At 69.0% G+C, this 25,675-nt stretch carries 25 protein-coding genes; 10 read left to right on the top strand and 15 right to left on the bottom strand.

Annotation, left to right across the window (positions count from 1 at the left end):
* Positions 1 to 6 precede the first annotated feature (6 nt).
* On the bottom strand, positions 7 to 2,871 hold the full coding sequence (locus ILP86_RS15780; protein ID WP_193762408.1) for a tetratricopeptide repeat protein: 2,865 nt from the start codon (positions 2,869 to 2,871) through the stop codon (positions 7 to 9).
* A 32-nt stretch (positions 2,872 to 2,903) separates the two neighbouring features.
* Positions 2,904 to 4,424 (bottom strand): SDR family NAD(P)-dependent oxidoreductase, encoded by a 1,521-nt coding sequence (locus tag ILP86_RS15775; RefSeq protein WP_113681690.1) that lies wholly within the window; start codon positions 4,422 to 4,424, stop codon positions 2,904 to 2,906.
* Positions 4,425 to 4,494: 70 nt separating this feature from the next.
* Between ILP86_RS15775 and ILP86_RS15770 the strand changes: the two genes are divergently transcribed.
* The gene (locus ILP86_RS15770; protein WP_171010931.1) at positions 4,495 to 4,776 is read left to right on the top strand and encodes a helix-turn-helix transcriptional regulator; all 282 of its coding nucleotides are present in this window, start codon (positions 4,495 to 4,497) and stop codon (positions 4,774 to 4,776) included.
* Positions 4,773 to 5,174: a VOC family protein gene (locus tag ILP86_RS15765; RefSeq protein ID WP_113681689.1), complete on the top strand. Its 402-nt coding sequence runs from the start codon at positions 4,773 to 4,775 to the stop codon at positions 5,172 to 5,174. Before ILP86_RS15770 ends, ILP86_RS15765 begins: the two co-directional genes overlap by 4 nt.
* On the opposite strand, the gene ILP86_RS15760 is transcribed toward ILP86_RS15765, so the two are convergent.
* The 5 genes from ILP86_RS15760 to ILP86_RS15740 are packed head-to-tail and all read right to left on the bottom strand — an operon-like array spanning position 5,171 to position 12,306.
* Positions 5,171 to 5,929 (bottom strand): SDR family NAD(P)-dependent oxidoreductase, encoded by a 759-nt coding sequence (locus ILP86_RS15760; protein WP_046746910.1) that lies wholly within the window; start codon positions 5,927 to 5,929, stop codon positions 5,171 to 5,173. The two genes, ILP86_RS15765 and ILP86_RS15760, sit on opposite strands and share 4 nt — an antisense overlap.
* A gap of 50 nt (positions 5,930 to 5,979) precedes the next feature.
* On the bottom strand, positions 5,980 to 7,242 hold the full coding sequence (locus ILP86_RS15755; RefSeq protein WP_179516282.1) for an ATP-NAD kinase family protein: 1,263 nt from the start codon (positions 7,240 to 7,242) through the stop codon (positions 5,980 to 5,982).
* 5 nt (positions 7,243 to 7,247) lie between these two features.
* Positions 7,248 to 8,834, bottom strand: a complete 1,587-nt coding sequence (gene gcvPB / locus ILP86_RS15750; RefSeq protein WP_061018660.1) for an aminomethyl-transferring glycine dehydrogenase subunit GcvPB — start codon at positions 8,832 to 8,834, stop codon at positions 7,248 to 7,250.
* The gene (gcvPA, locus tag ILP86_RS15745; RefSeq protein WP_193762407.1) at positions 8,831 to 10,210 is read right to left on the bottom strand and encodes an aminomethyl-transferring glycine dehydrogenase subunit GcvPA; all 1,380 of its coding nucleotides are present in this window, start codon (positions 10,208 to 10,210) and stop codon (positions 8,831 to 8,833) included. The genes gcvPB and gcvPA overlap by 4 nt, the downstream gene beginning before the upstream one ends.
* Entirely contained in the window at positions 10,207 to 12,306 is a 2,100-nt protein-coding gene (locus ILP86_RS15740; protein WP_193762406.1) for a beta-galactosidase, read from the bottom strand. The genes gcvPA and ILP86_RS15740 overlap by 4 nt, the downstream gene beginning before the upstream one ends.
* A gap of 149 nt (positions 12,307 to 12,455) precedes the next feature.
* On the opposite strand from ILP86_RS15740, the gene ILP86_RS15735 reads away from it, so the two are divergent.
* The 4 genes from ILP86_RS15735 (at position 12,456) to ILP86_RS15720 (ending at position 14,833) form a co-directional block, all read left to right on the top strand.
* Positions 12,456 to 13,112, top strand: coding sequence for a GntR family transcriptional regulator (locus tag ILP86_RS15735; protein ID WP_061015407.1), 657 nt, complete (start codon positions 12,456 to 12,458; stop codon positions 13,110 to 13,112).
* A gap of 133 nt (positions 13,113 to 13,245) precedes the next feature.
* Positions 13,246 to 13,839, top strand: a complete 594-nt coding sequence (locus ILP86_RS15730; RefSeq protein ID WP_193762405.1) for a sulfite oxidase-like oxidoreductase — start codon at positions 13,246 to 13,248, stop codon at positions 13,837 to 13,839.
* The gene (locus tag ILP86_RS15725; RefSeq protein WP_193762404.1) at positions 13,836 to 14,561 is read left to right on the top strand and encodes a ferredoxin reductase; all 726 of its coding nucleotides are present in this window, start codon (positions 13,836 to 13,838) and stop codon (positions 14,559 to 14,561) included. The genes ILP86_RS15730 and ILP86_RS15725 overlap by 4 nt, the downstream gene beginning before the upstream one ends.
* Positions 14,561 to 14,833, top strand: coding sequence for a DUF6510 family protein (locus tag ILP86_RS15720; protein WP_113680297.1), 273 nt, complete (start codon positions 14,561 to 14,563; stop codon positions 14,831 to 14,833). The genes ILP86_RS15725 and ILP86_RS15720 overlap by 1 nt, the downstream gene beginning before the upstream one ends.
* 38 nt (positions 14,834 to 14,871) lie before the next feature.
* On the opposite strand, the gene ILP86_RS15715 is transcribed toward ILP86_RS15720, so the two are convergent.
* Genes ILP86_RS15715 through ILP86_RS15695 form a run of 5 tightly spaced genes read right to left on the bottom strand, consistent with a single transcriptional unit; the run spans position 14,872 to position 20,286 of the window.
* Positions 14,872 to 15,381 (bottom strand): GNAT family N-acetyltransferase, encoded by a 510-nt coding sequence (locus ILP86_RS15715; RefSeq protein WP_113680296.1) that lies wholly within the window; start codon positions 15,379 to 15,381, stop codon positions 14,872 to 14,874.
* Positions 15,382 to 15,429: 48 nt separating this feature from the next.
* Positions 15,430 to 17,064 carry an amylo-alpha-1,6-glucosidase gene (locus ILP86_RS15710; protein ID WP_193762403.1) on the bottom strand — a complete coding sequence of 545 codons (1,635 nt, stop codon included), beginning with the start codon at positions 17,062 to 17,064 and terminating at the stop codon, positions 15,430 to 15,432.
* Positions 17,064 to 18,008, bottom strand: coding sequence for a carbohydrate ABC transporter permease (locus tag ILP86_RS15705; protein ID WP_193762402.1), 945 nt, complete (start codon positions 18,006 to 18,008; stop codon positions 17,064 to 17,066). Before ILP86_RS15705 ends, ILP86_RS15710 begins: the two co-directional genes overlap by 1 nt.
* On the bottom strand, positions 18,005 to 18,967 hold the full coding sequence (locus ILP86_RS15700; protein WP_061015403.1) for a carbohydrate ABC transporter permease: 963 nt from the start codon (positions 18,965 to 18,967) through the stop codon (positions 18,005 to 18,007). The genes ILP86_RS15705 and ILP86_RS15700 overlap by 4 nt, the downstream gene beginning before the upstream one ends.
* 2 nt (positions 18,968 to 18,969) lie before the next feature.
* Positions 18,970 to 20,286, bottom strand: coding sequence for a sugar ABC transporter substrate-binding protein (locus ILP86_RS15695; RefSeq protein ID WP_193762401.1), 1,317 nt, complete (start codon positions 20,284 to 20,286; stop codon positions 18,970 to 18,972).
* Between the two features lie 161 nt (positions 20,287 to 20,447).
* Between ILP86_RS15695 and ILP86_RS15690 the strand changes: the two genes are divergently transcribed.
* The 4 genes from ILP86_RS15690 (at position 20,448) to ILP86_RS15675 (ending at position 22,752) form a co-directional block, all read left to right on the top strand.
* Positions 20,448 to 20,891, top strand: a complete 444-nt coding sequence (locus ILP86_RS15690; protein ID WP_227751324.1) for a hypothetical protein — start codon at positions 20,448 to 20,450, stop codon at positions 20,889 to 20,891.
* A gap of 183 nt (positions 20,892 to 21,074) precedes the next feature.
* Positions 21,075 to 22,145: a M4 family metallopeptidase gene (locus ILP86_RS15685; RefSeq protein WP_227751323.1), complete on the top strand. Its 1,071-nt coding sequence runs from the start codon at positions 21,075 to 21,077 to the stop codon at positions 22,143 to 22,145.
* Positions 22,120 to 22,425: a protealysin inhibitor emfourin gene (locus tag ILP86_RS15680; RefSeq protein ID WP_193762400.1), complete on the top strand. Its 306-nt coding sequence runs from the start codon at positions 22,120 to 22,122 to the stop codon at positions 22,423 to 22,425. The genes ILP86_RS15685 and ILP86_RS15680 overlap by 26 nt, the downstream gene beginning before the upstream one ends.
* An 81-nt stretch (positions 22,426 to 22,506) precedes the next feature.
* A complete protein-coding gene (locus ILP86_RS15675) occupies positions 22,507 to 22,752 on the top strand; it encodes a hypothetical protein (RefSeq protein ID WP_061015399.1) in 246 nt (81 codons plus the stop codon).
* Positions 22,753 to 22,775: 23 nt separating this feature from the next.
* Here the strand turns inward: ILP86_RS15675 and ILP86_RS19935 are convergent, their stop codons facing one another.
* Genes ILP86_RS19935 through ILP86_RS15660 form a run of 3 tightly spaced genes read right to left on the bottom strand, consistent with a single transcriptional unit; the run spans position 22,776 to position 25,670 of the window.
* A complete protein-coding gene (locus ILP86_RS19935; RefSeq protein ID WP_061015398.1) occupies positions 22,776 to 23,582 on the bottom strand; it encodes a siderophore-interacting protein in 807 nt (268 codons plus the stop codon).
* Positions 23,575 to 24,624, bottom strand: coding sequence for an iron chelate uptake ABC transporter family permease subunit (locus ILP86_RS15665; RefSeq protein ID WP_061015397.1), 1,050 nt, complete (start codon positions 24,622 to 24,624; stop codon positions 23,575 to 23,577). The genes ILP86_RS19935 and ILP86_RS15665 overlap by 8 nt, the downstream gene beginning before the upstream one ends.
* Positions 24,621 to 25,670: an iron ABC transporter permease gene (locus tag ILP86_RS15660; protein ID WP_061015396.1), complete on the bottom strand. Its 1,050-nt coding sequence runs from the start codon at positions 25,668 to 25,670 to the stop codon at positions 24,621 to 24,623. The genes ILP86_RS15665 and ILP86_RS15660 overlap by 4 nt, the downstream gene beginning before the upstream one ends.
* Positions 25,671 to 25,675: the final 5 nt, after the last annotated feature.

The raw sequence follows: 25,675 nt of genomic DNA, 5'->3' as shown, positions 1-25,675 counted from the left end.
CGAACCCTACCGACCCCCGCGCCGCGCCCAGGCGATGATGCTCTCGGCCAACGACCGAGGATCGTCCGCGATCTCCGGTCTGGTCGACAGGACCTCGATCCGCCCGACGGTCTCGATGGCCTCCGCGTCGAGCCCCGCGGACAGCGCGTACCGCGCCAGCACCTGCATGCAGAGTATGCGGAGCACGAGGTCGGAGTGGTGCTGCTCCCACGCCTGCAGAGAGGTTCGCACCGTTTCGAGAGAACGGAGCGCCGCGGCCGGGTCACCCATCATCAGCTGGGTGTCCATCACCCTTGCCACGTCGATGCCGACCTCTGGATGTCCGTCGCCGTAGACATCTCGATCGATCCGAGCAGCTTCGAGAAATGCCTCCAGCGCGCCCTCGTTGTCACCGGAGAGCAAGAGGACGTCTCCGCGTGCGTAAAGAAGGCTGGCGTGATCATCGCTGTCCGGCGCCGCAAGGCGCTGGAGTGCGATCGCCTCGTCCAGAGTTCCGCGAGCCTTCGCGACGAGATCCGCATCCGGCGGGTCCGTCTCCCGGGCGCGCTGCGTGAGCACTCGGCCGAGATGAAGGAGCGGCAACGCGACGTGGCTGTGCGCCTCGTGTTCCTCGCGATAGATCTGGATCGACTCCTCGAGAGCGGCCGCCGCCTCTGCGAGCTGTCCGTGGGCGATCAGCGCCATGCCGAGATCGTTGAGGTCGCGAGCGACGTGCAGGCTGCGTTCGCCCCCGACCGCGCGGTCTACGCTCACGGCGCGCTGCGCGATCGCGACGGCATCGGCGGGTCGGCCTGCGTCGATGCAGCTGCGCGAGGCCATCGTGAGGAAATGGCCGCGCATCTCCTCGGTCGACTCCTCGGCGAGCGTCAGGTAACGGTCCACGCGTTCGGTGGCGGGAGCGTCCAGGATGAAGAAGTGATCGTGCAACGCCTGCACGCCGGGCTCATCCGGCACGAGACGCAGCGTCTCAGCGATGCTGGCCTGGGCTCCCGCACGGTCTCCGAGTGCATCCGCAGCCCAGGCCAGGGTCACGTGCGCTGCCGCCCGGAGCGCGCGTGGCGCAGTCGAATCCGCCGCGACACGTTCCGCAGCGCGCTTCGCCCCGACGGAATCGCCGGCGAGCAGATGCACGCGCGCCTCCGATTGCAGGATGACTTGCTGAACATCCGGACTCCCGCTCACGAACGGAACCGCTCGCGCGATCTCCATCTGCCGGTAGGCGCTCTGACTCAGCCCCTGCTCCGCGAGACGTTCGGCGAGCAGGATCCTCGCCAGGACACGGGACGGATGCGCGGGCGGCAACGAAGACTCCACAGCATCGATCACTGCGGCAAGGCCGGGGAGCAGCCGCCGGCCGGGGACCTCGACGAGGCTCAGAATCGCCTCGATGAGCAGACCGGCAGATTCGGCCCGCAGCACCGGTTCGGCGAGGTCGACCACGACCGTAGCCGTGAGGGCATGACTCTGGACGAGCGAATCGCGAATGCGCACGACACCGATACCGATGAGCTCGCGGAAGGCGCCGTCGACCCGCGTCGAGGCATCGGCGCCCCCTCCGAACGCCTCCTCGAACAGCTGCCTGGGCACACCGGTGCCGCCGCTGACGGCCACCGCGACGAGCAGGTCCCAGCTGAGCGGTTCGCGGGCATTGTCCCGCACCGCCGACAGGACGCCGACGAAGCCGGAGTGCGCCGACCCTCCAGCAAGGACGCGTGTAGGGCTCGATCGCATCAGGGCGACCATCGAAGGAATGGAGATGCCCGTCTCCGCCAGGTACCCGCACGCCGTGGACACGATCAGGGGGTTCTCGGCACAGGCACCGAGCAGCTCGTCCATGTCCCTTTCCGACACCACCTCCGGAAGTCGCCGGCGGGCGATCTCGCGCAGCGTGGCGTCTTCCGCTGTGTCGAGCTGCACGACCGCGTACCGGGGGAACGACGCGGCCGAGCGCGTCGTCACCAGAACCACGCCGCCCGCATGCTCCGCGGGGATCATCGTGCGGATGGCGTCGAACTCCGGTGCATCGTCGACGACGACGAGCCACGTCTCGACGCGGGCGAGCACCGCCCTGACCTGCATCGGAAGGTCTCCCGTCGGCTGCTCGCCGAACTCCAGCAGCATCTCCTCACATGACTCGATGAGATGTTGCGGGGTCTTCGCGTTCACCCACCACAGCAGGTCACGCGGGTCGCGCGTGCCCTGCGCGTGCGCGGTCATCTCCGCGAGGACGCTCTTGCCGGCGCCCGGCCCGCCCGCGATGACGGCGATGCGATGTTCGGAGAGGCGCTTCTCCACGATGCCCTGCTCCGGGCGCGGCACCGGTTGCTCGCTCAACGGGAGCGTCGCGATGTTGGAGACCGCACCAGAAGAAGACCGGACGAACGTCGACTGCTCCTCCGGCGCACCGGATCGCGTGTCCGCCGGCGTCGCCGCGGTCTGGGCCGACCGAGCGAGCAGCAGTACCATCGCGAGGTCGCTCCCCGGCCGTCGGGCCGCCACGTCGATCTCGGTCGCCAGCAGACGCGCGGTCTGCCGCGCGAGACGGGGGATGTCGACCGCTCGATCATCGAGCACGTCGAGGGCGGGGATGACCTCCTGCAGCACCCGAGACCACCGTTCCACGCGGTCGGGCGCCGCGAGCTGCTCGTCGTGCTGAGCGAGGAGCGAGTATGCCCGCTTCGGTTTGACCGCATCAGCGACGAGGGAGGCGCTCGCGCCTCGGTCGTTGTCGAGACCCTGTTCGGCGAAGCCCTGCGTCAGCGCCCGGGTGAGACATTCGTGAACCTCGCGCTCGACTGCTCCACGACGCATGAGGGGCGCAGCAGCGCCGGCGATGCCGACGACGTTGGCCGCGCCCGAGATCAGATCCACGGGTCGATGCTATCGAGCGCGCACCTTCGGAGTCACCAGGGGCTGGGCTCGTAGTCCTTCAGGAACACGCCGTGGATGTCCTCCCCGGCCTCACCGCGCACGATCGGGTCGTACACGCGGGCGGCACCGTCGACCAGGTCGAGCGGGGCGTGGAAGCCCTCCTCGGCGAGGCGCACCTTCGTGTAGTGCGGGCGCTCGTCGGTGATCCATCCGGTGTCGACGGCGGTCATCAGAATGCCGTCCTTCTCGAGCATCTCCCCCGCGCTCGTGCGGGTGAGCATGTTGAGCGCAGCCTTGGCCATGTTCGTGTGCGGGTGGCCAGGGCCCTTGTAGCGGCGGGAGAACTGTCCCTCCATCGCCGAGACGTTGACCACGTACTTGCGGTGCGCATCGGACGCGGCCATCGAAGCGCGCAGACGGCTGATCAGCAGGAACGGCGCTGTCGTGTTGGCGAGCTGCACCTCGAGCATCTCGAGCGGATCGACCTGCTCGATCGACTGCACCCAGCTGTTGACGCGGTTCACGTCGGGCACGAGGCCGCCGGCGTCGATCGCGGTGCCGTCGGCATGCTTCTCGAGCGACGACGATCCGGGCGCCATCGCGAGGCGCGCGAGATCTTCGGCCGTGAGTGCCTGACCACCCTGCTCGGCGACCGTGCCGCCGAGGGCCGCGACCGAGAGCAGCGGATGCGCGTCGACCGAGGCCTGCAGCGCCTGCGGGTGCGGGTCGGCCGTGTGCCCGAAGGTCTCCATCTCGGGCAGGGGCCCGTCGGGGAGGGGCTGCAGCTCGGCATCCGCCAACAGGGAGTAAGCACCCGGCGAGCGGCGTACGGTCTGTGCGGCGTTGTTGATGAGGATGTCGAGCGGGCCCTGAGCGGCGACCGAGTCCGCCAAGCCGATCACCTGAGCAGGGTCGCGCAGGTCGATGCCGACCACGCGCAGGCGGTGCAGCCAGTCGGCCGAGTCGGGCAGGGCCGAGAAGCGCCGCACGGCGTCTCGCGGGAAGCGGGTCGTGATCGTGGTGTGCGCGCCGTCACGCAGCAGCCGCAGCGCGATGTGCATGCCGATCTTCGCGCGGCCACCCGTGAGCAGGGCGCGCTTGCCGGTGAGGTCGGTGCGGGCGTTGCGCTTGCCGTGGCTGAAGCGGGCGCAGTCCGGGCAGAGCTGGTGGTAGAAAGCGTCGACCTGTGTGTACGGCTGCTTGCAGATGTAGCAGTTGCGAGGCTTCAGCAGCTCGCCCGCGATCGGGGCGTCGACGACGCTGGTGGCGAGATCGTTGCCACGGGTCTCATCGTCGATGCGGTCGGGGGCACCCGTGGCGGTGCGGGCCACCACGGCCTTGTCGGCCTCGGCGATCGCGTCACGGATCTGCTTGCGGCGCACCCGCTTCACGTCTTTGAACATCGCCGCGGTGGCCTGGCGTACCGCGATGAAATCGGGGTGCTCGTTGTCGATCCGGTGCAGCTCGCGCAGCACGCGCAGCGTGGTGGCGAGATCTTCGGGGTCGACGCCCGGTCCGAGGTCGGGTGCAGCGTCGGAGGGGGCGTCGGTCATTGTCCCGATTTTACGCGAGTGTCCTGGGACAGGCTTGATATGCAAGCATCCACTTGCCTATCGTGATCCCATGGCCGATCTGTTCCACGCGCTCGACGACGAGACGAGGCGACTCATCCTCGATGAGCTGTCGCGGCGGGACGGACAGACGCTCTTCGAGATCTGCTCGACGTTGACGATGCAGCACGGTGTGACGCTGACCCGGCAGGCGGTCTCCCAGCACCTCGCGGTACTCGAATCCGCCGGACTGATCTCCACGGAACGACAAGGCCGTTCCAAGTTCCACTTCTTCCATCCGGAACCCATCGCCCGCATCGCCGAGCGGTGGCCGACCACACGGAGCACCCCATGAGAATCGAACTGACCAGCATCTTCGTCGATGACCAGCGCAAGGCCCTCTCCTTCTACACCGACGTGCTCGGCTTCACGAAGCACCATGACATCCCCCTCGGCGATGCCGCCTGGCTCACGGTGACCTCGCCCGAAGCGCCCGGCGGACCCGAGCTCCTGCTCGAGCCTTCGGAGCACCCCGCGGTCAAGCCCTACCGCGACGCGCTCGTCGAAGACGGCATCCCACTCGCGCAGTTCGCCGTCGACGGCCTCGCCGCCGAACACGCACGCCTGACCGGGCTCGGCGTCGTGTTCACCCAGCCGCCGACCGACATCGGTGCCGCCTGGGTCGCGGTTCTCGACGACACGTGCGGCAACCTGATCCAGCTGATCCAGATGAAGGCCGACGGACAGGGCTAGGCGATCCCGCCGCCGTCCACGACGAGGGCCGAGCCGGTGACGTACGAGGAGTCGTCGCTCGCCAGCCAGACGACCGCCTGTGCGACCTCGCTCGGCTCGCCCATGCGGCGCAGCGGGCGATCGGCGGCTTCGGCGAGGAACGCGTTGGTGTCCTGCGCCAGCTGACGCGCTTCCTCCCGCAGCATCCCGGTGTTCACATCGCCGGGGTTGACCGAGTTCACGCGGATGCCGGCGGGACCGTGGTCGATCGCGAGCGCGCGCGTCATGTTCACGACCGCGCCCTTCGAGGCGCAGTAGGAGATGGCCTGGCCACCGCCCTTGAGGCCCCAGCCCGACCCGGTGTTGATGATCGAGCCTCCACCCGCAGCCTCCATGACCGGAACGATGTGCTTGCACATCAGGAAGATCGAGCGCACGTTCACGCCGAAGACGCGGTCCCACTCCTCGACGGTCGTCTCGACGGCGGTGGTGCGACGGATGATCCCGGCGTTGTTGAAGACGACGTTCACTCCGCCGAGTTCGGCCACCGACGTGGCGATCACCCGTTCGATGTCGGACTCGCTCGCCACATCCGCCGCGATCGCGATGGCCATGCCACCGGCCGCACGGATCTCCTCCGCGACGGCTTCGGCCGCCTCCGTGTTCAGGTCGACGACGGCGACCGCCGCGCCCTCGGCAGCGAGTGCGAGTGACGTGGCGCGACCGATGCCGCCGGCACCTCCGGTGACGATGGCCTTTTTGTTCTCGAGACGCATGGGGTGTCCTTTCGGGTACGTGCAGACGGGTCTGTCGGGGTCGGGATGTGTCAGGTGAGGGAGAGTTCGGGTGCGGTCACGGCATAGAGACTCGTGGTGCCGACGCCGGTGATGATGCGGACATGCCCGGCGAGTCTCGCATCGAGTTCCGGGTCGCCGGTGTCGACGAGGAGCGGCCGACCCTGCAGGTCGATGAGCTTCTGCTCGGGGGCGACGACGAGGAGCGGGTCGTCGCCGAGCGCACGAAGAACGGGTGCCGAGAGCTGTTGGTTGCCGCGCCCGAGCAGGAACCCCTGCCCGCCGATCACGGTGACGACGGCCCGCGCCGGGCCCTCGGCGATCTGGGCGAGCAGCTCCTGCTCACTCGCACCGTGGACGAGGACGGCACCGTCGAGAACGACGTCGACGCCGAGTGGCGATCCTTCGACGCCGAGCTGCCGAGCGATCTCCGCGGTCGTACCGCCGGGGCCGAGCAGATAGCGCACGCCCGGTCGCATGCGGGAGACAGCCCCGCGGGCCGCAGCTTCGACCGCAGCCGCCTCGGTGACCGGCGTCGGCGCCTTGCGTGCCTGAGTGCGGCCCGCACGATGCGGCACCCGGAGCATTCCGTACAGCGTGGGGTCGACGCGGGCGCGCCGCATCGCGGCCTCGTCGATGTCGAGCACCTCACGCTCCTCGGTCGGGAGTCCGTCGTGCTCGATCCAGTCCGCGGCGATCGATCCCGCCGCCCGCGGACTGACCGCGAACACGGGCGAGTACATCTTCACGCCTGCCGGAACTCCGAGCACGGCCGGCAGACCGTGCACCTCTCGACAGCTTTCGGCGTCGAGCGCGGATCCGTCGTCGCACCTTCCGCCATCGGGCTTTTCACCCGACGGACGTGCCACGGCGCCGAGCCCCGTGACCGCGTCGCGAAGGGTGCCGTCGCCTCCCACGACGAGGATCAGATCGACCCCCGCCGCGGCCAACGCTGCGATCGCACGCGAGGTATCCGCCGCCTGCGTCACCTCGGTCACACCCGCCCCGCGCGAGCCCGCATCGATCGAGCCCGCATCGCTCGAGCCGGCCCCGACGACGCACGGCACGAGACCTGCGGCGCGCACCGCATCGGCGCCCATGGCACCGGGCACCGTCGCGACCACGAGTCCCGGATGCCGTTCGGCGAGCGTCGTCAGGGCGAGGACCGCCCGTTCCTGCACGCGCGAACGGGCGCCGCGCGCGAGGGCGAGGCGCTGCACGTCCGCACCGTCGGAGCCGGCGAGCCCCGCGGGCCCTCCGACTCCGGCGACAGGGTTGACGACGAGTCCGAGCATCGCGGTCAGTCCGCCAGTGCGGCCAGCTCCACCGCGTACTTCCGCTGGTATGCGCGCCAGGTGATCGCCCACCGCTCCGGGTCGTCCAGATCGTCATGGTGCGTGTGGTGCACGGTCTGGTTGTGCGGGGCGGTGCGCACCACCTCGGGGGTCTCCCGCGCCTCACGTGCCACCTCGGCGAGGGTCGCCGCATACTCATCGAGCTCCGCCATGGAGTACGACTCGGTGGGCTCCAGCGTGAACGGCTGCGGCACCACGTAGGGGTGGTGACTCGTCCAGTAGTGCATCCCGAAGTCGGACATCCGCACGCCGATCTCCTCCGACGAGATGCCGGTCTCCTGGTACAGCTCCTCCCACGAGTAGCGCACCTGCTCGATGCGGCGGCGTCCGGTGGCGTACGGCGCCGAGGCCCCGGGGATCGCGAGCACACGAGCCATCAGGTAGTTGTTGTTCAGCACGGCGGTCTCCGCGGCGGCGAGCAGCCCCGGAGCCCCCAGTGCCATGATCCAGGAGTAGGCCTTCACGAGCGCGGGGATGACGCCGAAGAACGGGCCGACCGCGCCGATCGACAGCTCTCCGGCCTCCACCACCCCGAAGGTCCCGTCATCCGCCCGCACCACGCGCGGTCCCGGCAGGAACGGGGCGAGCGCCGCGCTCACGGCGTTCGCGCCAGAGCCGGGTCCACCGGAGCCGTGCGGGGTGCCGAAGGTCTTGTGCAGGTTGAAGTGGCACACGTCGAAGCCGGCGTCGCGGGCGCGCGTGACCCCGAGGATGCCGTTCGCGTTGGCCTGGTCGTACGAGGCGAGGGCTCCGACCGCGTGCGCGGCGTCGACCCACTCCCGGATCGCCGGATTGTAGATGCCGGTGTCCTCCGGGTTCGTGACCATGATCGCCGCGGTGCGGGGCGACAGGGCGGCCTTCAACGCGTCGAGCGACGGATAGCCCTCGGCGTCGGGGTAGACCGTGATGACCTCATAGCCTGCCGCCTTCGCCGCGGCCGCGTTCGAGGGGTGGCTGAAGATCGTGGTGATGACCTCGCGGCGCTGCTCGCCTTCGCCGTTCGCCTCATGGAAGGCCCGGATCATGGCGATGTTCGACCAGATCGCCGCCGAGCCGCCCTGCGTGTGCAGCGACACCTCGTCCATGCCGGAGATCTCGGCGAGCACCCGTTCCAACTGCCAGACGATCTCGAGCACGCCCTGCGCATCGGCCGGATCCTGGTGCGGATGCATCGCGGTGAGCTGCGGGGTGTTCGCGAGCTGGTCGTTGATCTTCGGGGCGTACTTCATGGTGCAGGTGCCCTGTCCGATGTCGACGTTGAAATCGGCACCGAGGTTCTCCTGCGACAGACGCAGGTAGTGCTTGAGCACGCGCATCTGCCCCATCTCGGGCAGCGCGGGACGAGACGGGCGACGCAGGGAGTCCGGCAGCGCGGCGACCACATCGCCCACCACCTCGCGCACGCCCGGCTCGACCTGCGACACCAGCACGCCGCGTTCACCTGGTGTGGTCAGCTCGAAGATGATCGGCTCGTCCCAGCGGGCCTGCTGGAATCGGCGGAGCGCCGGCTTGGGCGCGACGGGGAGGCTCACTTCTGCTCCTCTGCGAGTTCGGGGGCGACGACTGCGGCGAGCGCGCCGGCCAGGACGTCGATGTCGGATTGGGAGACCAGTTCGGTGACGCAGACGAGCAGGCGGTGCTCGCCCACGACCACGCCGGGTTCGATACCCCGGGCGCGGAGCGCCGTGACGACCTCCGCCGCTGGTACTGGAAGGGTCACCGTGAATTCGCGGAGATGCACGGCGTCGTCATCGAGAGAGACACCGGGAACGGCGGCGAGCGCCTGCTGCGCGTACCGGGTGCGGGCGAGCAGCACCTCGCCGAGCTCTGCCATGCCGGTGGGACCCATGAGGGCCAGGTAGACACCGGCGGCGATGCCCCACAGGGCCGCGGCCGTGCCGACCCATTCCTTCCCCTCCTCGCGGTGTGCGAACGAGGTGCGGTCGTAGGCCACGTCGCCGAAGCCGTACTCGCCGGGCACGTCGGTGGTGGCGAGCCCGAACAGGCGCGAGGGCATCTCCATCACGAAAGCGGGGTCGTCGTGCACGGCGATGAAGCCACCGTGGGCTCCGCCGAACCACTGATGCAGGCCGAGGGACTGGATGTCTCCGGTGACGATGTCGGCACCGGAGACCGAGGGCGGGGTGAGCACCCCGTAGCCGATGGGATCGGTGCCGACCACGAGCACGGCGCCGGCAGCGTGCGCGGCATCCGCGATCTCCTGCAGCGCCGCCTCCACTGCGCCGGTGGCACTGGGCGTCTCGACCCACACGGCGGCGACATCGTCGCCGAGTGCGGTCCTGATCCCCTCCACGTCCGCCGTGCCGTTCACGGGCGGCACGTGCTCGAGCGTCAGGTGGGCCCGCACGTAGTCGTGCACCTTCGCGAGCTTCGCCGGCAGCACGTCGCTGACCACCAGCACGCGCCCGCGGCCGGTGAGACGCCCCGACATGGTGAGACCGGTCGCCGTCGCCTGGTAACCGTCGTAGACCGGCACGTTCACGACGTCCATCTCCAACAGCTCCGCCATCAGCGACTGGTACTGGAACAGGGCCTGGAAGCGGCCGTGGTCCTCGTAGGGTTCGCCGGCGTAGGCGGTCAGGAACTCGCTGCGGCCGATGACCTCATCCACCACGGCGGGCACGTAGTGGTTGTAGGTGCCCGCGCCGAGGAAGCTCAGCCGTTCCTCTGTCGAGCGGTTCCTGGCGAGCAGTCCGCGCACGTGACGGGCGAGGTCCTGCTCGGCCGCGAACGGTGCCGGCAGGTCGAGCGCCCGGCCGAGTCGCAGCGTCTCCGGCACATCGGCGTAGAACTCGTCGACCGACGCGGCGCCGACGGCCGCGAGCATCGCCGCCCTCGACTCGGGGGCGGTGTTGGGGATGTACGGATGCACGAACGGAGTGGTCATGCGTCCTCCTTCACATCATCAGCGCCCGAAGGCGGGGTCAGGGTGGCAAGAGAGAGGGTGTCGGCGCGGGGAGCGGCGAGCACCGCCACGCCGAAGCGTTCGAGCTCCAGACGGCCCGCATGACGCACGCCGGTGAGCAGGTCAACGCCCGGCGACGGGATCTCGAACGCGACGGGCGAGCGCCCGTGATTCAGATAGAACGTGTAGTCGGTGGCGTCGTCTGCTCGGGTGACGACTTCGACGTCGACGTCCGTCCGCTCGCGAGCGGGAAGGCCGGCAGTGCGCAGCACGTCGCGGAACACCGTGAGCAGACCGTCCGGTTCGAACATCGCACTGACGTACCAGGCCGACCCTTCCCCCGCCGCGCGACGGGTCACCGCCGGCAGGCCGTCGAGCTCACCACTCGCATACGTGGCACGCGCCTCGACGTCGTCATCCGCTTCGAGCCATTCGCTCCAGGAGGGCACCGTCAGGAGCTCGCCCGCGAAGTCGATGCTCTCGGTCAGCCCGTCGGCGATCGGCCACTGCTCGTCGACCTCGATGCCGAGCAGGTCGCGCAGCAGTCCTGGCGCTCCGCCGTCGTGCACCTTCTCGGTGGCATCCACCACTCCCGAGAACGGCCCGACCACGAGGTGCCCTCCGCGTTCGACGAACGCCTGCAGCGCCTCGGCCTGCGGCTGCTCCACGATGTAGAGGTTCGGCACCACGACCACGTCGTAGCGGTCGAACGGTCCCGTCGCACGCACCGCATCCACCGGCTGGCCGAGCGTGTACAGCGCCCGGTGCCAGGCGCGGGCCTGCTGTGCCCACTGCAACCGCTGCGAGGGCAGCGATTCCGCAGCGCCGGTGCCCCACCACGAGTCCCAGTCCACGACGAGGGCGACACGCGAGCGCACGCGGGTCCCACGCACCGGCTCGAGCTTCTTGAGCTCATTGCCCAGCGCCTTGGTCTCCTGGAAGCTGCGCGAACGCTCGCCTCTGTGGCCGAGCATCGAGGAGTGGAACTTCTCCTGGCCGTACTTCGCCTGACGCCACTGGAAGAACATCACGGCGTCGGAGCCGTGGGCGACGGCCTGCAGGCTCTCGACGCGGATCTTGCCAGGAGCCTTGGGCACGTTCACGTCGCGCCAGCTCGTGGCGCTCGCGGACGACTCCAGCAGCAGCCACGGCTGCCCGTCCTTGAGCGAGCGCATCAGCCCGTAGTTGAGCGCGGCGCCGACGTGCGAGGTCGGGTCGGCCGGCTCGGGGTAGGCGTCATCGGTCACGACGTCTTCGACGGCGGCGAAGTCCCAATAGTTCAGATCGCGGAACATGCTCATGAAGTTCGTGGTCACCGCGATGTCGGGTGTGACCTCGCGCAGCACGTCGATCTCCACCTGGAACAGCTCCAGCAGCGCATCCGACGAGAAGCGCTCGAAGTCGAGCAGCTTGGTGGGGTTGACCGGGCCCGGAGCCTTCTTCGGCGTCTCGATGTGCTCCCACGAGGTGTAGCGCTGACCCCACACGTTCACGCCCCAGGCCTCGTTCAGGCCGTCGAGGTCGCCGTAGCGGTCCCGCAGCCAGCGGCGGAAGTGACGGGCCGACTCGGGGCACCAGCAGCGCGAGGTGTGGTCGCCGTATTCGTTCGAGATGTGCCACATCGCGAGCCCGGGGTGCTCGCCGTAGCGCTCGGCCATGGCTCTGGCCATACGGGCGACGTTCTCGCGCCAGATCGGGGATGAGGGACAGTACGTCTGGCGGGATCCGAACTCGAGCCGGTGGCCGTCCGCGTCCCACGGCGCCATCTCGGGGTGCGCGCGCAGCAGCCACGACGGCGGGGTCGCGGTGGCGGTGGCGAGGTCGATCGCGATGCCCGCTTCCCACAGCAGGTCGATGATGCGGTCGAGCCAGGCCCAGTCGAAGATGCCGGGCTCCGGCTCCAGCTGCGGCCAGCTGAAGATCGGCAGGCTCACCATGTTCACGCCGGCTTCACGCATCAGACGGATGTCTTCGTGCCAGGTCGCTTCCGACCACTGGTCGGGGTTGTAGTCGCCGCCGTAGGCGAGGGCGTCGAGGCGGACGCGTCGGGTGGGCTGGTCGCCACCGGGTGCGGGCACGAAGTCTCCTCTCTGAGTCATCACCGGCTGATCCCGGCCGGGCACTGGTGCAAATCCGGGATCGGCTGTATTCTGTATACACACACTAAGACGTCGTCAGAGGCCCGTCAACCCATAGGCTGACGGGCAGGCGGCAGAAGAGGGGATGCATGGCGATCGAACGCAAGAACCTGCGCTCGCAGGTTCGGCAGGAGCTGCTGACCCGCATGCGCGCCGGACTCGTGCAGCCCGGCGAGGGCATCAATGAGGTGCAGCTCGCCACCGAGCTCGGCGTCAGCCGCACCCCGCTCCGCGAGGCGCTCATCGCCCTCGAATCCGAAGGACAGATCGAGAGCGAGAACGGCAAGGGCTTCCGCTTCGTCCCGCTCAGCGCCTCGGAGTTCCGCGACCTCGCCCCTGTGATGGCGGCCCTCGAGAGCCTCGCACTCGAGCTGAGTCCGCCCGACGAGCTGCGTCGCATCGGCGCGCAGCTCAAGGAGATGGCCGACGCCTTCGCCGACGAGCTCGTCGAGCATCAGCTCGTCATCACCAAAGACGACGAGTGGCACAGCATGATGCTGTCGGCCTGCCCGAATGCCCGCCTGCTCGCCGTCATCGACAACGTGCGCAGCTCGTTCCACCGCTACGAGTCGCTCCTCGTGCCCGAAGACGTCAAGGTCGAACGCGTCGCTGCCGAGCACGCCGAGATCGCCCGGCACCTCGCCGACGGCGATATCCCTGGGGCGGTCGAAGCGCTCAAGCTCAACTGGATGCACGGCATGCAGCGCATCCTCGACAACGCCACGAGCTCTTACTTCACGGCGTAGTCCTGCTCCACCCGCACGTCCTTCTGTTCCCGTCCGGACGCGACTCTTCCTCGCCCTGGGCACCCTCCGCGGAGTACCGTCTGAACCACTACGCCTGACGCGCAGGGTCGCATCCACCGACAGGAGCAAGATCATGGCCGTGATTTCCCGAGGTTTCGGTGCTCGACGCAGGGAGAGCACCCCGGAACTCCCGCCAGGGCAGTACCTCACCGAGGACTTCCCCGTGCTCTCCGCCGGGCCGACACCGAACATCCACATGTCGGAGTGGAGCTTCGGCATCTGCAACGAGGCCGGCGAGGTCGTCTCCTGGACGTGGGATCAACTGCACGAGCTGCCCATCGAAGACGTGCACACCGATATCCACTGCGTGACGCGATGGTCGAAGCTCGGCACCTCCTGGCGCGGAGTCTCTCTCGACACGCTCTTCGAGGGGATCGACACCGCCGCCTCCTTCGCGATGGCCCATTCCTACGGCGGATACACGACGAACATCCCCCTCGACGATCTGCTGGGCGGGCAGTCTTGGATCGCATTCGAGTTCGAGGGTGAGCCGCTCGCCCCGGAGCACGGCGGCCCCGCTCGGCTGATCGTGCCGCACCTCTATTTCTGGAAGAGCGCGAAGTGGCTCAGGGCACTCACCCTGATGGAGGAGGACGCCCCGGGCTTCTGGGAGCAGAACGGCTACAACATGCACGGCGATCCGTGGACGGAGGAACGCTATTGGTGACGGTCGGCGGCTGGCGTGAGGCGCGGGTGACGGGCGCGCACGCGGAGACCGATTCGGCCCGCACGATCCGACTCAGCGTGCCGGGCTGGCCGGGGAGCGATCCAGGACAGCACGTCGATATCCGGCTCACCGCCGAAGACGGCTACCAGGCGGTCCGCTCCTACTCGCTCGCCTCTTTCGGCGACAGCGAGACGATCGAACTCGCGGTCGACGAGATCCCCGACGGGGAGGTCTCCCCGTACCTGGTGCGGGACGTCCGCGTCGGCGATGAGCTCGAGGTGAAGGGCCCACTGGGGAGATACTTCGTGTGGCGTCCGGAGACTCCCGGCCCTGTGCAGCTCATCGCCGGCGGATCCGGCATCGTGCCGCTGATGTCGATGGTGCGGGCGGCTCAGGCCGCAGGGGCGACCGACTCGGTGAGGTTGCTCTACTCGGTGAGGGCTCCGCACGAAGCCCTCTACCGCAGTGAGCTCGAGGCAGCACCCGCAGGGGCCGCCGCGGATGTGCGATGGGCGTTCACCCGTTCTGGTCCTGACGGATGGGCGGGCGCTGTCGGGCGCGTCACCGAAGAGGTGCTCCGAGATGCCACCTGGCCAGCGGAACGCGCTCCCCTGGTCTTCGTGTGCGGGCCGACCGGGTTCGTCGAACATGTGGCCGACCTGCTGGTCGGCCTCGGGCATGCGCCGGAACGTGTGCGCACCGAACGATTCGGAGGAAAGTGATGGATGCTGCCGCCCCCGCACAGACCGTCGACGGAAACGCGATCGCCGGCATGCTCTGGGACCTCTTCGGCGCCGACGTCACCGCGCTGGTCGGCACCTGCGGCGGTTGCGGCGCGCTCGCGCCCCTCGCCGAGACCGTGGTCGAGCTCGATCGTCACGCCGCCATCGTGCGGTGCCGCACGTGCACCCGCACGCTCTTCACCGTGCTGCAGTCCTCCGACGGCACGTCGATGCGCGTCGGACTGTTGCACGCGGTCCACTCCTCCGGTTAGCACCCCCGGGGCACCCCGCTCCCGATGACGGGAGCCCGTCATCGATCTCCCGACGGGGACGGCGCATCCAGCTTCTTCGCCAACTGGTGGTGGGCGTAGGGCGAGTCGGAGAAGGGCGCGACCGGTTCATATCCGAGTCGCTGGTAGAGCCGGTGTGCCTCGGCGAGGTCGCGGCGCACGGTCAGCCGGAGAGTGTGCAGGCCGCGCTCGGCACTCATCGATTCGAGTTCGCGGATCAGGGAGCGGCCGACACCACGCCCGCGCGCGGCGGGGGCGATGTACACCCGCGTGATCTCGCCTGCTCCCGGTCCGACGAATCGAACGCCTCCGCAGCCGACCGCCTGCGCGCCGTCTCGAACGACGAGCAGGAACCCGGTGTCATCCCGGAGGTCGTCGCTCGGGTCGCTCTCCATCTCCTGCTCCACCTCCGCCGCCGTGGCCGGCCGATCCCAGTACCGCCCGATGACTTCCGCGAAGAAGGACTCCAGGATCCCTCGACCTTCCGGCGAGCGCGGGTCTTCGAGCGTGATCGTGCGCGGTTCGTGCATCACAACAGCTAACCAGGCCCCGGCGTGGCGGAACGACGCCGAAGGCGCTCAGCTGAGCTGCACGGCGAGGTCGATGAAGAGCGCAGCCGACCAGCCGAACGCGGTGGTGGCCGTGCGCGCCTTCTGACCTGTGCGCGGGTTGAAGTACTCGTGCGGACCACCGCCGTGGATCACGAGCGCCACGGTCTGCTCCCGCAGCTCCCGCGCCCGATCGGCGTAGCCCGAAGCCTCGAGCCCTTCCGCGATGAGCGTGCTCGTGTTGACCCACACCGGGCCACGCCACATGCGCTCGTCCGAGAAGTCCGGGTCAGAGGCCGCGACCGTGGGCAGACCCCAGGGCAGGCGGAAGCGTTCGGGGTCGTCGACGGCTGCGCGCAACGCCTCGGCGATCGACGTCGGCAGCGTGCCCGTGAGCAGCGGCATCAACCCGACGACGGTGTCGCTGAGCTGCACCTCCCCTCCGCCGAACGCGAGGAAGCGAGCACGCTCGGGATCCCACATGCGCAGCAGCAGCTCCTGCGTGGCGACAGCCCGCTCCCGGTACCGCGACACGTCGGCATCCGGCTCGTACCTCTCCAGCAGCGACGCGAGTTCCCGATCCTGGCGCACGAGGTACGCCCCGAGGTCGGGGGCCGCGGTCGGCAACGGACCGTCGAAGATCGGGCTGTCGTCGAGGCCGGAGGAGTACGGGTGACCGTACTCGGGCATCCCGTCGTGGTCGAGGTCGCTTCCCGCGAACCACCAGTCCTGCGAGCGGGCGATGCGCGCCAGCTGCGTCCTCGCGTAGTCGGGGGCGTCCTCGGCCTCGAGCACCTTGCGCAGCGCCCAGGCGGCGAGCGGCGGCTTCGTCAGCGGCACCGGGGCACTCGGATCGGCGATCTGCGAGCCGGCGCGACGCAGGTTGGCGCGGTCACTCTCGGGCAGGTCATCGCTGGTGGCCAGCACCCCGAGCTCGTGCACCACGTCGGGCAGCTGCCCGTCTGACTGGGCGAACCGGAAGGCGAGGTCGAGCTGTTCGCGCGCGAGCTCCGGGTCGCCGTGTCGCAACCCGACGGCGATGAAGTACGCATCCCACTGCCACAGGCCGACATATCCGATCTTCGACGGGACGATCGCCCTGGCGTCGCCGAGAGAGGGCAGCTCGACGACGTTCGCCCCGAGCACCCACCAGCAGAACGCGGTCATCTCCTGCAGGTCGTCGCGGACGGTCGGGCACTTCGCGAACCAGTCGGCCCAGATCTCCTCCGTCGCGGCGAGCGCGGCAGCATGGTCGCCGGGCTCGACGACGACGGCACGATCGGCATCGATGCGGAGTCGAAGCCCGTCACCGAGCGGATGCTCATCCACACGCCCGTCCGGTCGCCGCAACCGCACCCGCAACCCGGGTTCTCCCCCGAGGCTCAGCGTCGACGGGTCGGCGAACGTCAGCGTCGCCGCCGCATCACCGAACGTCACCCGCGCCGGGTGCACGTCGGTCACCGGAAGCACCGCTCCCGCGGCATCCACCACAACGAGCGCGTCCAGCACCCGGCACTCCGACAGCCGCCTCTCGTACTCCGAGGTGTGCACGCGCACGCCCTCCCCGTGTTCCGCGCGAAACACGAGCACCCGCGAGCGGGGCAGCGTGAAGGGGGCGGTGACGAGGTCGAGGTGACGCCCGGCGAGCGCTGCGGCATCCGTCATCATCGTCCTCCGAGACCCGACGCGGCCATGCTGTTGAGGATCTTGCGCTGGCCGATCACGAACACGATCAGCATCGGCACGGTGGCGATCGCGGAGGCCGCCATCACGAGTCCGTAGTTGACCGACCCCTGCTGGCTCTCGAACGCGTTCAGCAGCAGCGGCACCGTGAACAGGTCGGGCGAGTTCAGCAGCACCAGCGGGAACAGGAAGGCATTCCACACGTCGAGCGCCACGATGATGCTGAGGGCTGCGAGACCGGGCTTGAGGTTCGGGAGCACGACGCTCCAGAAGATGCGCCAGCGGCCGGCGCCGTCGACGATGGCCGCCTCTTCGAGTTCGCGCGGCAGCGCCAGCACGAACTGACGCATCAGGAACACCGCGAACGGGTTCGCCATGATCCCCGGCACGATCAGCGCGAGATGCGAGTCGACCCAGCCGAGGTTCGACATCAGCAGGTAGAACGGGATCAGCGTCACCTGCTTCGGGATCATCTGCGTCGCCAGGAAGACAATGAAGAGCACCTTGCTGCCGCGGAATCGGATGCGCGCGAACGCGTAGCCGGCCATCGAGGCCGTGAGCAGGGTGCCCACCACCACGAGGATCGCGATGTAGCCGCTGTTCAGGTAGGCCTGTCCGAACGGCACCGCGTTCCACGCCTCGGTGTAGTTGTCGAAGGTCCAGGGGTCTGGCAGGAACTGCAGGGGGTTCTTCAGCAGCTGCGGCAGCGTCTTGAACGAGGTCAGCAGCATCCAGATGAACGGGAACACCATCGCGATCCCGGCGATGACGAGCACGACGTGCAACGCGGTCGACCCGAGCCGGCGGCGCGCGCGATCGGCGGCAGGACCACCATGGCCACGCGAACGGTAGCCGGGCGCGGTGATCGCGACGGTGGAGTCGGTCGCCGGAGCGGGGCCGGTGAGGGGAGGCGTCTGGATGCTCATGCGGGGTCATCCTCGTAGTGGACGAACTTCTTCTGCGCGCCGAACTGCACCGCGGTGATGACGAGGGTCAGCACGAGCAGGATGATGCTCGCGGCACTGGACGGACCGAACTCGAACCGCCCGAAGCCCAGATCGAAGATGTGGTAGACGATCGTGCGGGTCGCGTTGTCGGGGCCCGCGTCCTGCACGAGCACGTAGACCGTGTCGAATGTCTGCAGGGAGGAGATGAACGCGACGACCGACGAGAAGAACACGATCGGCGAGAGCAGCGGCAGACGGATGCTGGTGAACAACCGCCAGGGACCGGCGCCGTCGATGCGCGCGGCCTCGATCACCGAGGGCGAGATGTTCTGCAGCCCGGCGAGGAAGATCACGACGTTCAGGCCCATCGACGACCAGATCGTGACGATGCAGACGGCGAGGAGGGCGAGCTTCGGATCCTGCAGCCAGTCGGGCGGGGTGACCCCGAAGACCTTCGAGATCGTCGTGGAGAGCAGGCCGTCGGAGCGGAACATCTGCTGCCAGATCATCGCCACGGCAACCGTCGAGGTCACCACGGGCGCGAAGAACAGGATCAGGTAGAGCGTGCGCGTCTTGAGCTTCTCGAGCGCGACCGCGACGATCACCGAGAGGCCGAGACCGATGGGGACCGTGACGATCGCGATGATGAGCGTGTTGATGATCGCTCGCCACAGCAGCGGATCCGTCAACTGGTCGGCGAAGTTCGCGAACCCCACCCACGTGAGGTCGGACAGACCGTCCCAGTCGGCGAACGCCAGCACCAGGCTGGCGGCGAACGGCAGGACGACGAACAGGCCCATGCCGATCAGCTGCGGGCCGACGAAGACGTACCCCCACCGCCGATCACGGCGGCGCCAGAGCGCCTCCTTGCGCAGGGGCGGGGCGGATGCCGCAGGGGTGGCCTGCGGCATCCGCCCGTTCTCGGTGACAGTGCTCACGCCTACTTCTCCGACCGGTCCTTGACCACGTCGGCGATCGTGTCGAGTGTGGCCTGCGCGTCGGTCTTGCCCTGGTAGAGCTTCAGGAACTCGTCCGCGATCGCGGTCGGCAGGCCAGGCACGCGCGCCTCGGCGGGGTAGTCCTCGAATCCGATGTCACGCATGTCGAGGAAGGTCTGCGCATGCGCGGGGTAGTCGCCCTCGAGCACCACATCATCGGCGCCCTTGATCGACGGGACGGCATTGCCGCCGCCCTGCAGACGGAAGGTCTGCCCCTCCGCCGAGAGGAACTCGGTCCAGAACGTGAACGCGGCGTCCTTCACCTTGGTCTTGCCGTTGATGGCGAGGAAGCTGGTCGCGACTCCGGTCGGAGCGGCTTCGCCGTCGGGAGTCGGCCACTGCACGATGTCGTAGCTGTCCTGCTCGCCCGTCGCGCTCACCGTGCCGATCGTGTAGCGGCCCTGCACGAAGAAGCCGGCCTTGTGCGTCACGAACACGCTGTCGGCCCCGGCACCGTCCGGCAGGGTGTCCGCGACGACGAAGGTGCCGTCTTCGAACAGGTCGCCGAGCTGCTGCACGGACTCGACGGTGTCGGCATCCTTGTTCGCGACGAACGCACCGGAGTCGTCGTACGGGGCGTCGAGGCCCTGTGAAGACAGCCAGCTCCAGTGCGTCGCCCAGTAGTTCCAGTACATCGTTCCCGTCAGGCCCGCGTCGTGGAGCTTCTTGTTCATCTCGAGGAACTTGTCGGTCGTCCACTCGCCGTTCTCGGCCAGGGTCGCCGGGTCTTCGGTGATGCCGGCGGCGGCGAGCGCCTGCTTGTCGTACCAGAACACGTCGGGGTTCGAGTCGTTCGGGGCGGCGTACACCTCGCCGTCGTTCTCGGCAGCGCCGAAGAGCCCGGGGAAGAAGTCGTCCTTCTTCGTCTTGCTCTCCTTCGAGTCCATCAGGTCGCTGAGCGGCATGAGCCGGTTCGAGTCGACGAACTGGCCGATCTTGTCGTCGCCCACGTAGAACACGTCGGGGGCGGTGTTGCTGGTGAGCTGAGCGAGCAGCTTGGAGTGGTAGTCGCCGTAGTCCGCCACGGGCTGCAGCTTGACCTTGATGTCGGGGTGGCGCTCCATGAAGTCCTTGTTGAACTCCTCATAGCGCGTGAGCTCGTCGGCCGTGCCCCAGGTCGACCAGACGACGGTGGCGTTGCCGTCGGCGTTGACGCCCCCACCGCCTCCTCCACCTCCACCGCTGCACGCGGCGAGTCCGAGTGCCAGAGCGCCGGCGGCCCCCAGTGCCAGAAACCGCGTCACGTTCGCACGTGCCATCTCGCTACCTCTTTCATCATTGGAAGATCAGGTCGGGAACACCCTTCGGGCGTACTGGTATTCTGTATACAGAACGCAATCCTGTCAAGGAATGGTGGTGGGGACCGCGCCATCGAGACCATCCCGTGACGAACGAGCGGGGCATGACGCAGACTGGCTCCATGACCGATCCTGATCCGCACCTGATCGACCCCGCGCTCCTTCCGACGCCGTTCACCGCCGCGGAGATCCGCGACGCCATCGGAAACGGCACGACGATCCACCTGCTCCTGGAAGGTCCGGACGGCCCGCTCGGCGAGCACGTCAACCGCTATCACGACGTGGACGACGAGGGCGCGACGCTCGACCGCTGGTCGATCGAGGACCCGAAGGCGGTCGTCTCGAACCGGGTGACCTGGCTCGAACTCCAGGGCCACTCCGCGTTCGATCCCGAGACCACGAGTGTGTCGACGGTGAGCCTGACGACTCCCCTCGGCGCTCTCACCTGCCGCAGGTACGACACCGTCGACGGTGTCTTCTGGTTCTCGGTCGACCACCCCGGCATGCCGGTGCAGTTCGAATCCGACGGCCTGCGCACGACAGTGCTGAGCATCGAGCGCGACTGAGACGAGGACCGCGAGGGGCGAGCGCTGCCCGCAGGGCTCTCGCGAACACAGGCCAACACGCGAGAACTGGCCGTCCTGCGTCGGAACTGCCTGTTTCGACGCGTCTGCCTGATCCCGCTCGCGACTGACCGCGCCGGGAGTGGGACGCTCCCGAACGTCGGCACCCCGGCGTAGGGTCGCACCATGAGCAGCACAGCATCCGGAGAACGTCATGGAGTGGTCCCCTCCTATCTGCTCGCGCGTCTGGCCGAGTCTGGCCGCTTCCCGAAGGCCGCAGCTGCCGCGCGACAGACCCTGACCGCCGGGCGTCCGCCGTTCCGCGCCCGCATCGACCTGTCGATCGACGAGAACGGCGATCTCGTCGCGCAGCTGTCCGACGCCCCCAACCGCACCATCAGCGACGCGGGCAACACTCAGCAGCTGCCCGGCGCTGTCGTGCGCGGCGAAGACGACGCCCCGGTCGAAGACACCGCGGTGAACGAGGCCTACGACGGGCTCGGGGCCACCTTCGAGATGCTCCTGGCAGCGTTCGGTCGCAACTCCCTCGACGACGCTGGAGCCCCGCTGGATGCGACCGTGCACTACGGCGTCGATTATGACAACGCGTTCTGGGACGGCGAGCGCATGGTCTTCGGCGACGGAGACGGCGAGGTGTTCCAGCACTTCACCGGCTCGCTCACCGTCATCGGCCACGAGCTCGCCCACGGCGTGGTGCAGCACACCGCCGACCTCGAGTACCAGGGGCAGCCCGGCGCCCTGAACGAGTCGATCGCCGACGTGTTCGGCGCCCTGACCGAGCAGTACGCCCTCGGCCAGACGGCCGACCAGGCGACCTGGCTCATCGGCGCCGAGATCTTCACCGATGCGGTCGAAGGCGCGGCGCTGCGCTCGATGATCGCGCCCGGCACCGCCTACGACGACGACGAACTCGGCCGCGATCCGCAGCCCGACCACATGAGCGGCTTCGTCCGCACCACCGAAGACAACGGCGGGGTGCACATCAATTCCGGCATCCCCAACCGTGCGTTCGCCCTCTTCGCCACCGACCTCGGCGGCAACGCCTGGGAGCGCGCGGGAACCGTCTGGTATCGCGCCCTCACCGGAGGCCTGTCGAGCACCGCGAACTTCACGCAGTTCGCCGACGCCACCGTCGCCGCGGCCACGACCATCGACGCCGCCACAGCCGCAGCCGCTCGACGGGCGTGGACGACCGTGGGAGTCTATGGGGATGAGCGAGTCCCCTCCACCGACTGACGCACAGGTCGTCATCGCGGTGGTGCGCACCGGCGGCATCGCCGGTATCCGTCGCCAATGGCGGGTGGAAGCGGAACCCGACGACGCCGTGGAGTGGATCGATCTGATCGACCGCTGCCCGTGGGACCAGGAACCGGACGGCAGCGTCGGTGCCGACCGGTTCATGTGGAGCATCCGAGCGCGCACGCCGTCCGAGAGACGCGAACGCGAGCTGCCGGACTCCGCGCTCGACGGCCCCTGGCGCGCGCTCGTCGACGCCGTGCGCGCGGCCTCCACCTGACACGCCCGGCGCGCGGCGGCATCCGATCAATCGCGTGTGAATCCGGCCCTGTCTCGGCCGCACGGGGTCACAATGGACCCCATGGGACTGTTCCAGCAGAAGCCTGAAGAAGAAGAGAACCAGTGGGTGCTGCCCTCGGAACCGCTCGAGCGCTCCGAATCGGAAGTCCTCGACACGGCACCCGTCGTCGATCCGCTGTCGATCGGACTCGGCGCAGAGACCAGCGGTGACCTGAGCTCGGTCCTTTTCCCGGTCGCCCCTCCCGTGCCGGAAGCCACCGCGACCGAGAACCGGGAGCCCCAGGACGACGACCCGGAGAAGGACTGACAGACCGGCCGGAGCCGCCGACCTCAGCCCCGCGCCTCACCCAGCCGCCAGTAGCCCGAGAACGTGATCCGGTCCTTCGAGACGCCACGGTCGACCAGGTGACGGCGCAGCTCCTGCACCGCGAGTCGCTCTCCGCACACCCACGCATAGTCGATCACCTCGGGCAGCGCAGCAGCCCGTACCGCCTGCTGCAGTCGCGCACCGGGCAGCTCACCCCGGCGCTCGACCCAGGTGACGGCGCCCGCGAGATCCTGTTTCTCCGCGGCATCCGCGATCTCGATGAAGACATGCGTCTCCGCAGCTTCCGTCGCCTCGAGGATGCGGGCGATCGCGGGTAGTGACGACTCGTCGCCGATGATCACTCGGGCGCGGGTCTCGGGCAGTGGGGCATACAAGGCCGTGCACTCGCGGATGCCGAGGGCCGACCCGGCGCGCGCTCGTCCGGCGAATCGGGTTCCTGGGCCCTCGTCGCCGTGCACGACGAAGTCGACGTCGATCTCGCGAGCCTCGGGGCGGTGGTCGCGCAACGTGTACCACCGCAGATCCGGCCGCTCCTCGTCGGGGATGGCCGCGACAGCCGCACGGATGTTCTCCGTCCCATCGTTCGCGGGCAGCACGAGCGGAACGCTCTCGTCGCGGGGCAGCAGCAGACCGAGGTACTCGTCCGGTCCCGCGGGCGCGTAGTCGGCGAACTCCGCCGCGGAGATGGTGAGCCGCCGCATGTGCGGGGTGAGATCGCGCACGGCCGTGACGCGGGCGGCGAAGACGCGAGCTCCGGAACGGCGAGGACGCTGTGGAGGACGGACGCGGTCGATGGTGTGCTCAGCCACGCCGAGCCCCCTCTCTCCAGAGCAGCCACAGGAAGAATGCGCCGCCGACGGTGATGGTGACGACGCCGACCGGGATCGGCGCCGGGAAGATGTTCTGCGCGAGCAGGTCGCTCGTGAGCAGCAGCAGCGCCCCCACGAGCCCCGAGGCGAGGAAGCTCGTCGCACCGGTCAGACGCCGGGCGATGTGCGGGGCGATCAGCGCGACGAACGAGATCGGCCCGGCCGTGGCGACGGCGACCGCCACGAGCAGGGTCGCGGCGACGAGCAGGATCCATCGCGCCCGCACCGTCCGCACGCCCAGTGCGGTCGAGACACTGTCGCCGAGTGCCATCATCCGCGCAGCCGGCGCCGCCCAGACGAGGAGCGGGATGATCAGGAGCAACGCGATCAGCGCAGGCAGCAGATCACCCCATCCCCGGCCCTGCAGCGATCCGATCAACCAGGTCTGCGCCGTGGTCGCGCTCGCGACGAACACCTGCGTCAGCACGTAGTCGACCACGGCCATGGCGGTGGCCGACAGCGCGACACCGGTGAGGATCAGCTGCACGCCGTGGAGCCCGGAACGCGCGGTGAACACGACGATCACGCCCGCGATCACGAGGGAACCGATGACCGCTCCGAGGGCCGCCTGCGCCAGGGATCCGCCCAGCACGAGCATCACGACCACCGCGCCGACCGAGGCACCGCTGCTGATGCCGATCACGTCGGGGCTGGCGAGCGGGTTGCGGGTCAGGCTCTGGAACACGGCCCCGGCGACGGCCAGGCTCGCGCCGACGACGATCGCGACGAGGCTTCGCGGCAGGCGGCGCCCGAGGACGAAGAACTCGTCGAGTCGCTCCGGCGGGCGACCGAGGAGCGTCTCGATCAGTGCGGCCGGGGTGACGATGTACTCGCCGATCATGAGCGCGGCGACCAGCAGCACCAGCAGGACGCCGGCGAGGATGCCGCACACGAGGGCCGTGCGATGGCTGAACCGGAAGGACCAGCGCTCTCCGCGGAGGACACGGTCGTCGGACGTCAGCGCGACGGTGCGCAGGCTCATGAGATCCCCGCCGTCCGCCTGCCGACCACGAAGGCGATGAGCAGCGGGCCGCCGATCAGAGCCGTGACGATGCCGACCTGCACCTCGCCGCCTCCGCCGATCACGCGGCCGAGGGTGTCGGCCAGAAGCAGCATCGCCGGGGCCGCGAGCAGCGACAGCGGCAGCACGATGCGGAGGTCGGGTCCGACGAGGCGACGGAGCAGATGCGGGATGACGAGACCGACGAACGCGATGGGACCGGCGATCGCGGTCGCCGTGCCGCACAGCAGCGTGACGGCGAGGAGCACGAGCGCGCGCACGACACCGGGCTTCACCCCGAGGGCGATCGCGCTGTCGTCGCCGAGTGCCATCAGGTTCAGTGCGGGCCCGAGCAGCAGAGCGAGGATCACGCCGACGATGATGAAGACGACCAGCGGCAGCGCTTCTTCCACAGGTCGGGCGGTGAGGGAGCCGACTCGCCAGAAGCGGAACGCGTCGAGCACCGTCTCATCCGTCAGCACGATCGCTTGCGAGAGCCCGGCCAGGATGGCCGAGAACGCGACGCCGGCGAGGATCAGTCGCACGGGCGAACCGGAGGCGAACCGGGTGCCCGAGAACCAGAAGATCACCGCAGAAGCGAGAGCGGCTCCGGCGAGCGCGAGCCAGATCGTGCCGCCGACGCCGAGGGCGCCCAGCACGCTCATGCCGGCGACCACGCCGAACGAGGCGCCGGCGCTGACCCCCAGCATCCCGGGGTCCGCGATCGGGTTGCGGGTGAGCGCCTGCATCAGCACACCGGCAGCACCCAGCGCGACGCCGCAGATGACCGCGTTGACGGTGCGGGTCACGCGCAGCTCGCCGACGATGTTCAGGACGTTCTGGTCCCCCGTGCCGAACAGCGAGAGCACCACCTCACCGAGGGGCACGAACCGCGCACCGACGGCGAGGCTCAATGCCAGCGAGATCGCCAGCACGGCCACGACCAGGGCGATGCCGAACCACACGGGGAAGCGGGATGCCGCGAGCGGGGCACGACGACGCGCGACGACGACCGGTTCGGAACTCATATTTG

The sequence above is a fragment of the Microbacterium sp. R1 genome, assembly GCF_015159725.1.
Classification (GTDB): Bacteria; Actinomycetota; Actinomycetes; order Actinomycetales; family Microbacteriaceae; genus Microbacterium; species Microbacterium oxydans.
This window is presented reverse-complemented; position numbering and strand designations above follow the sequence as displayed.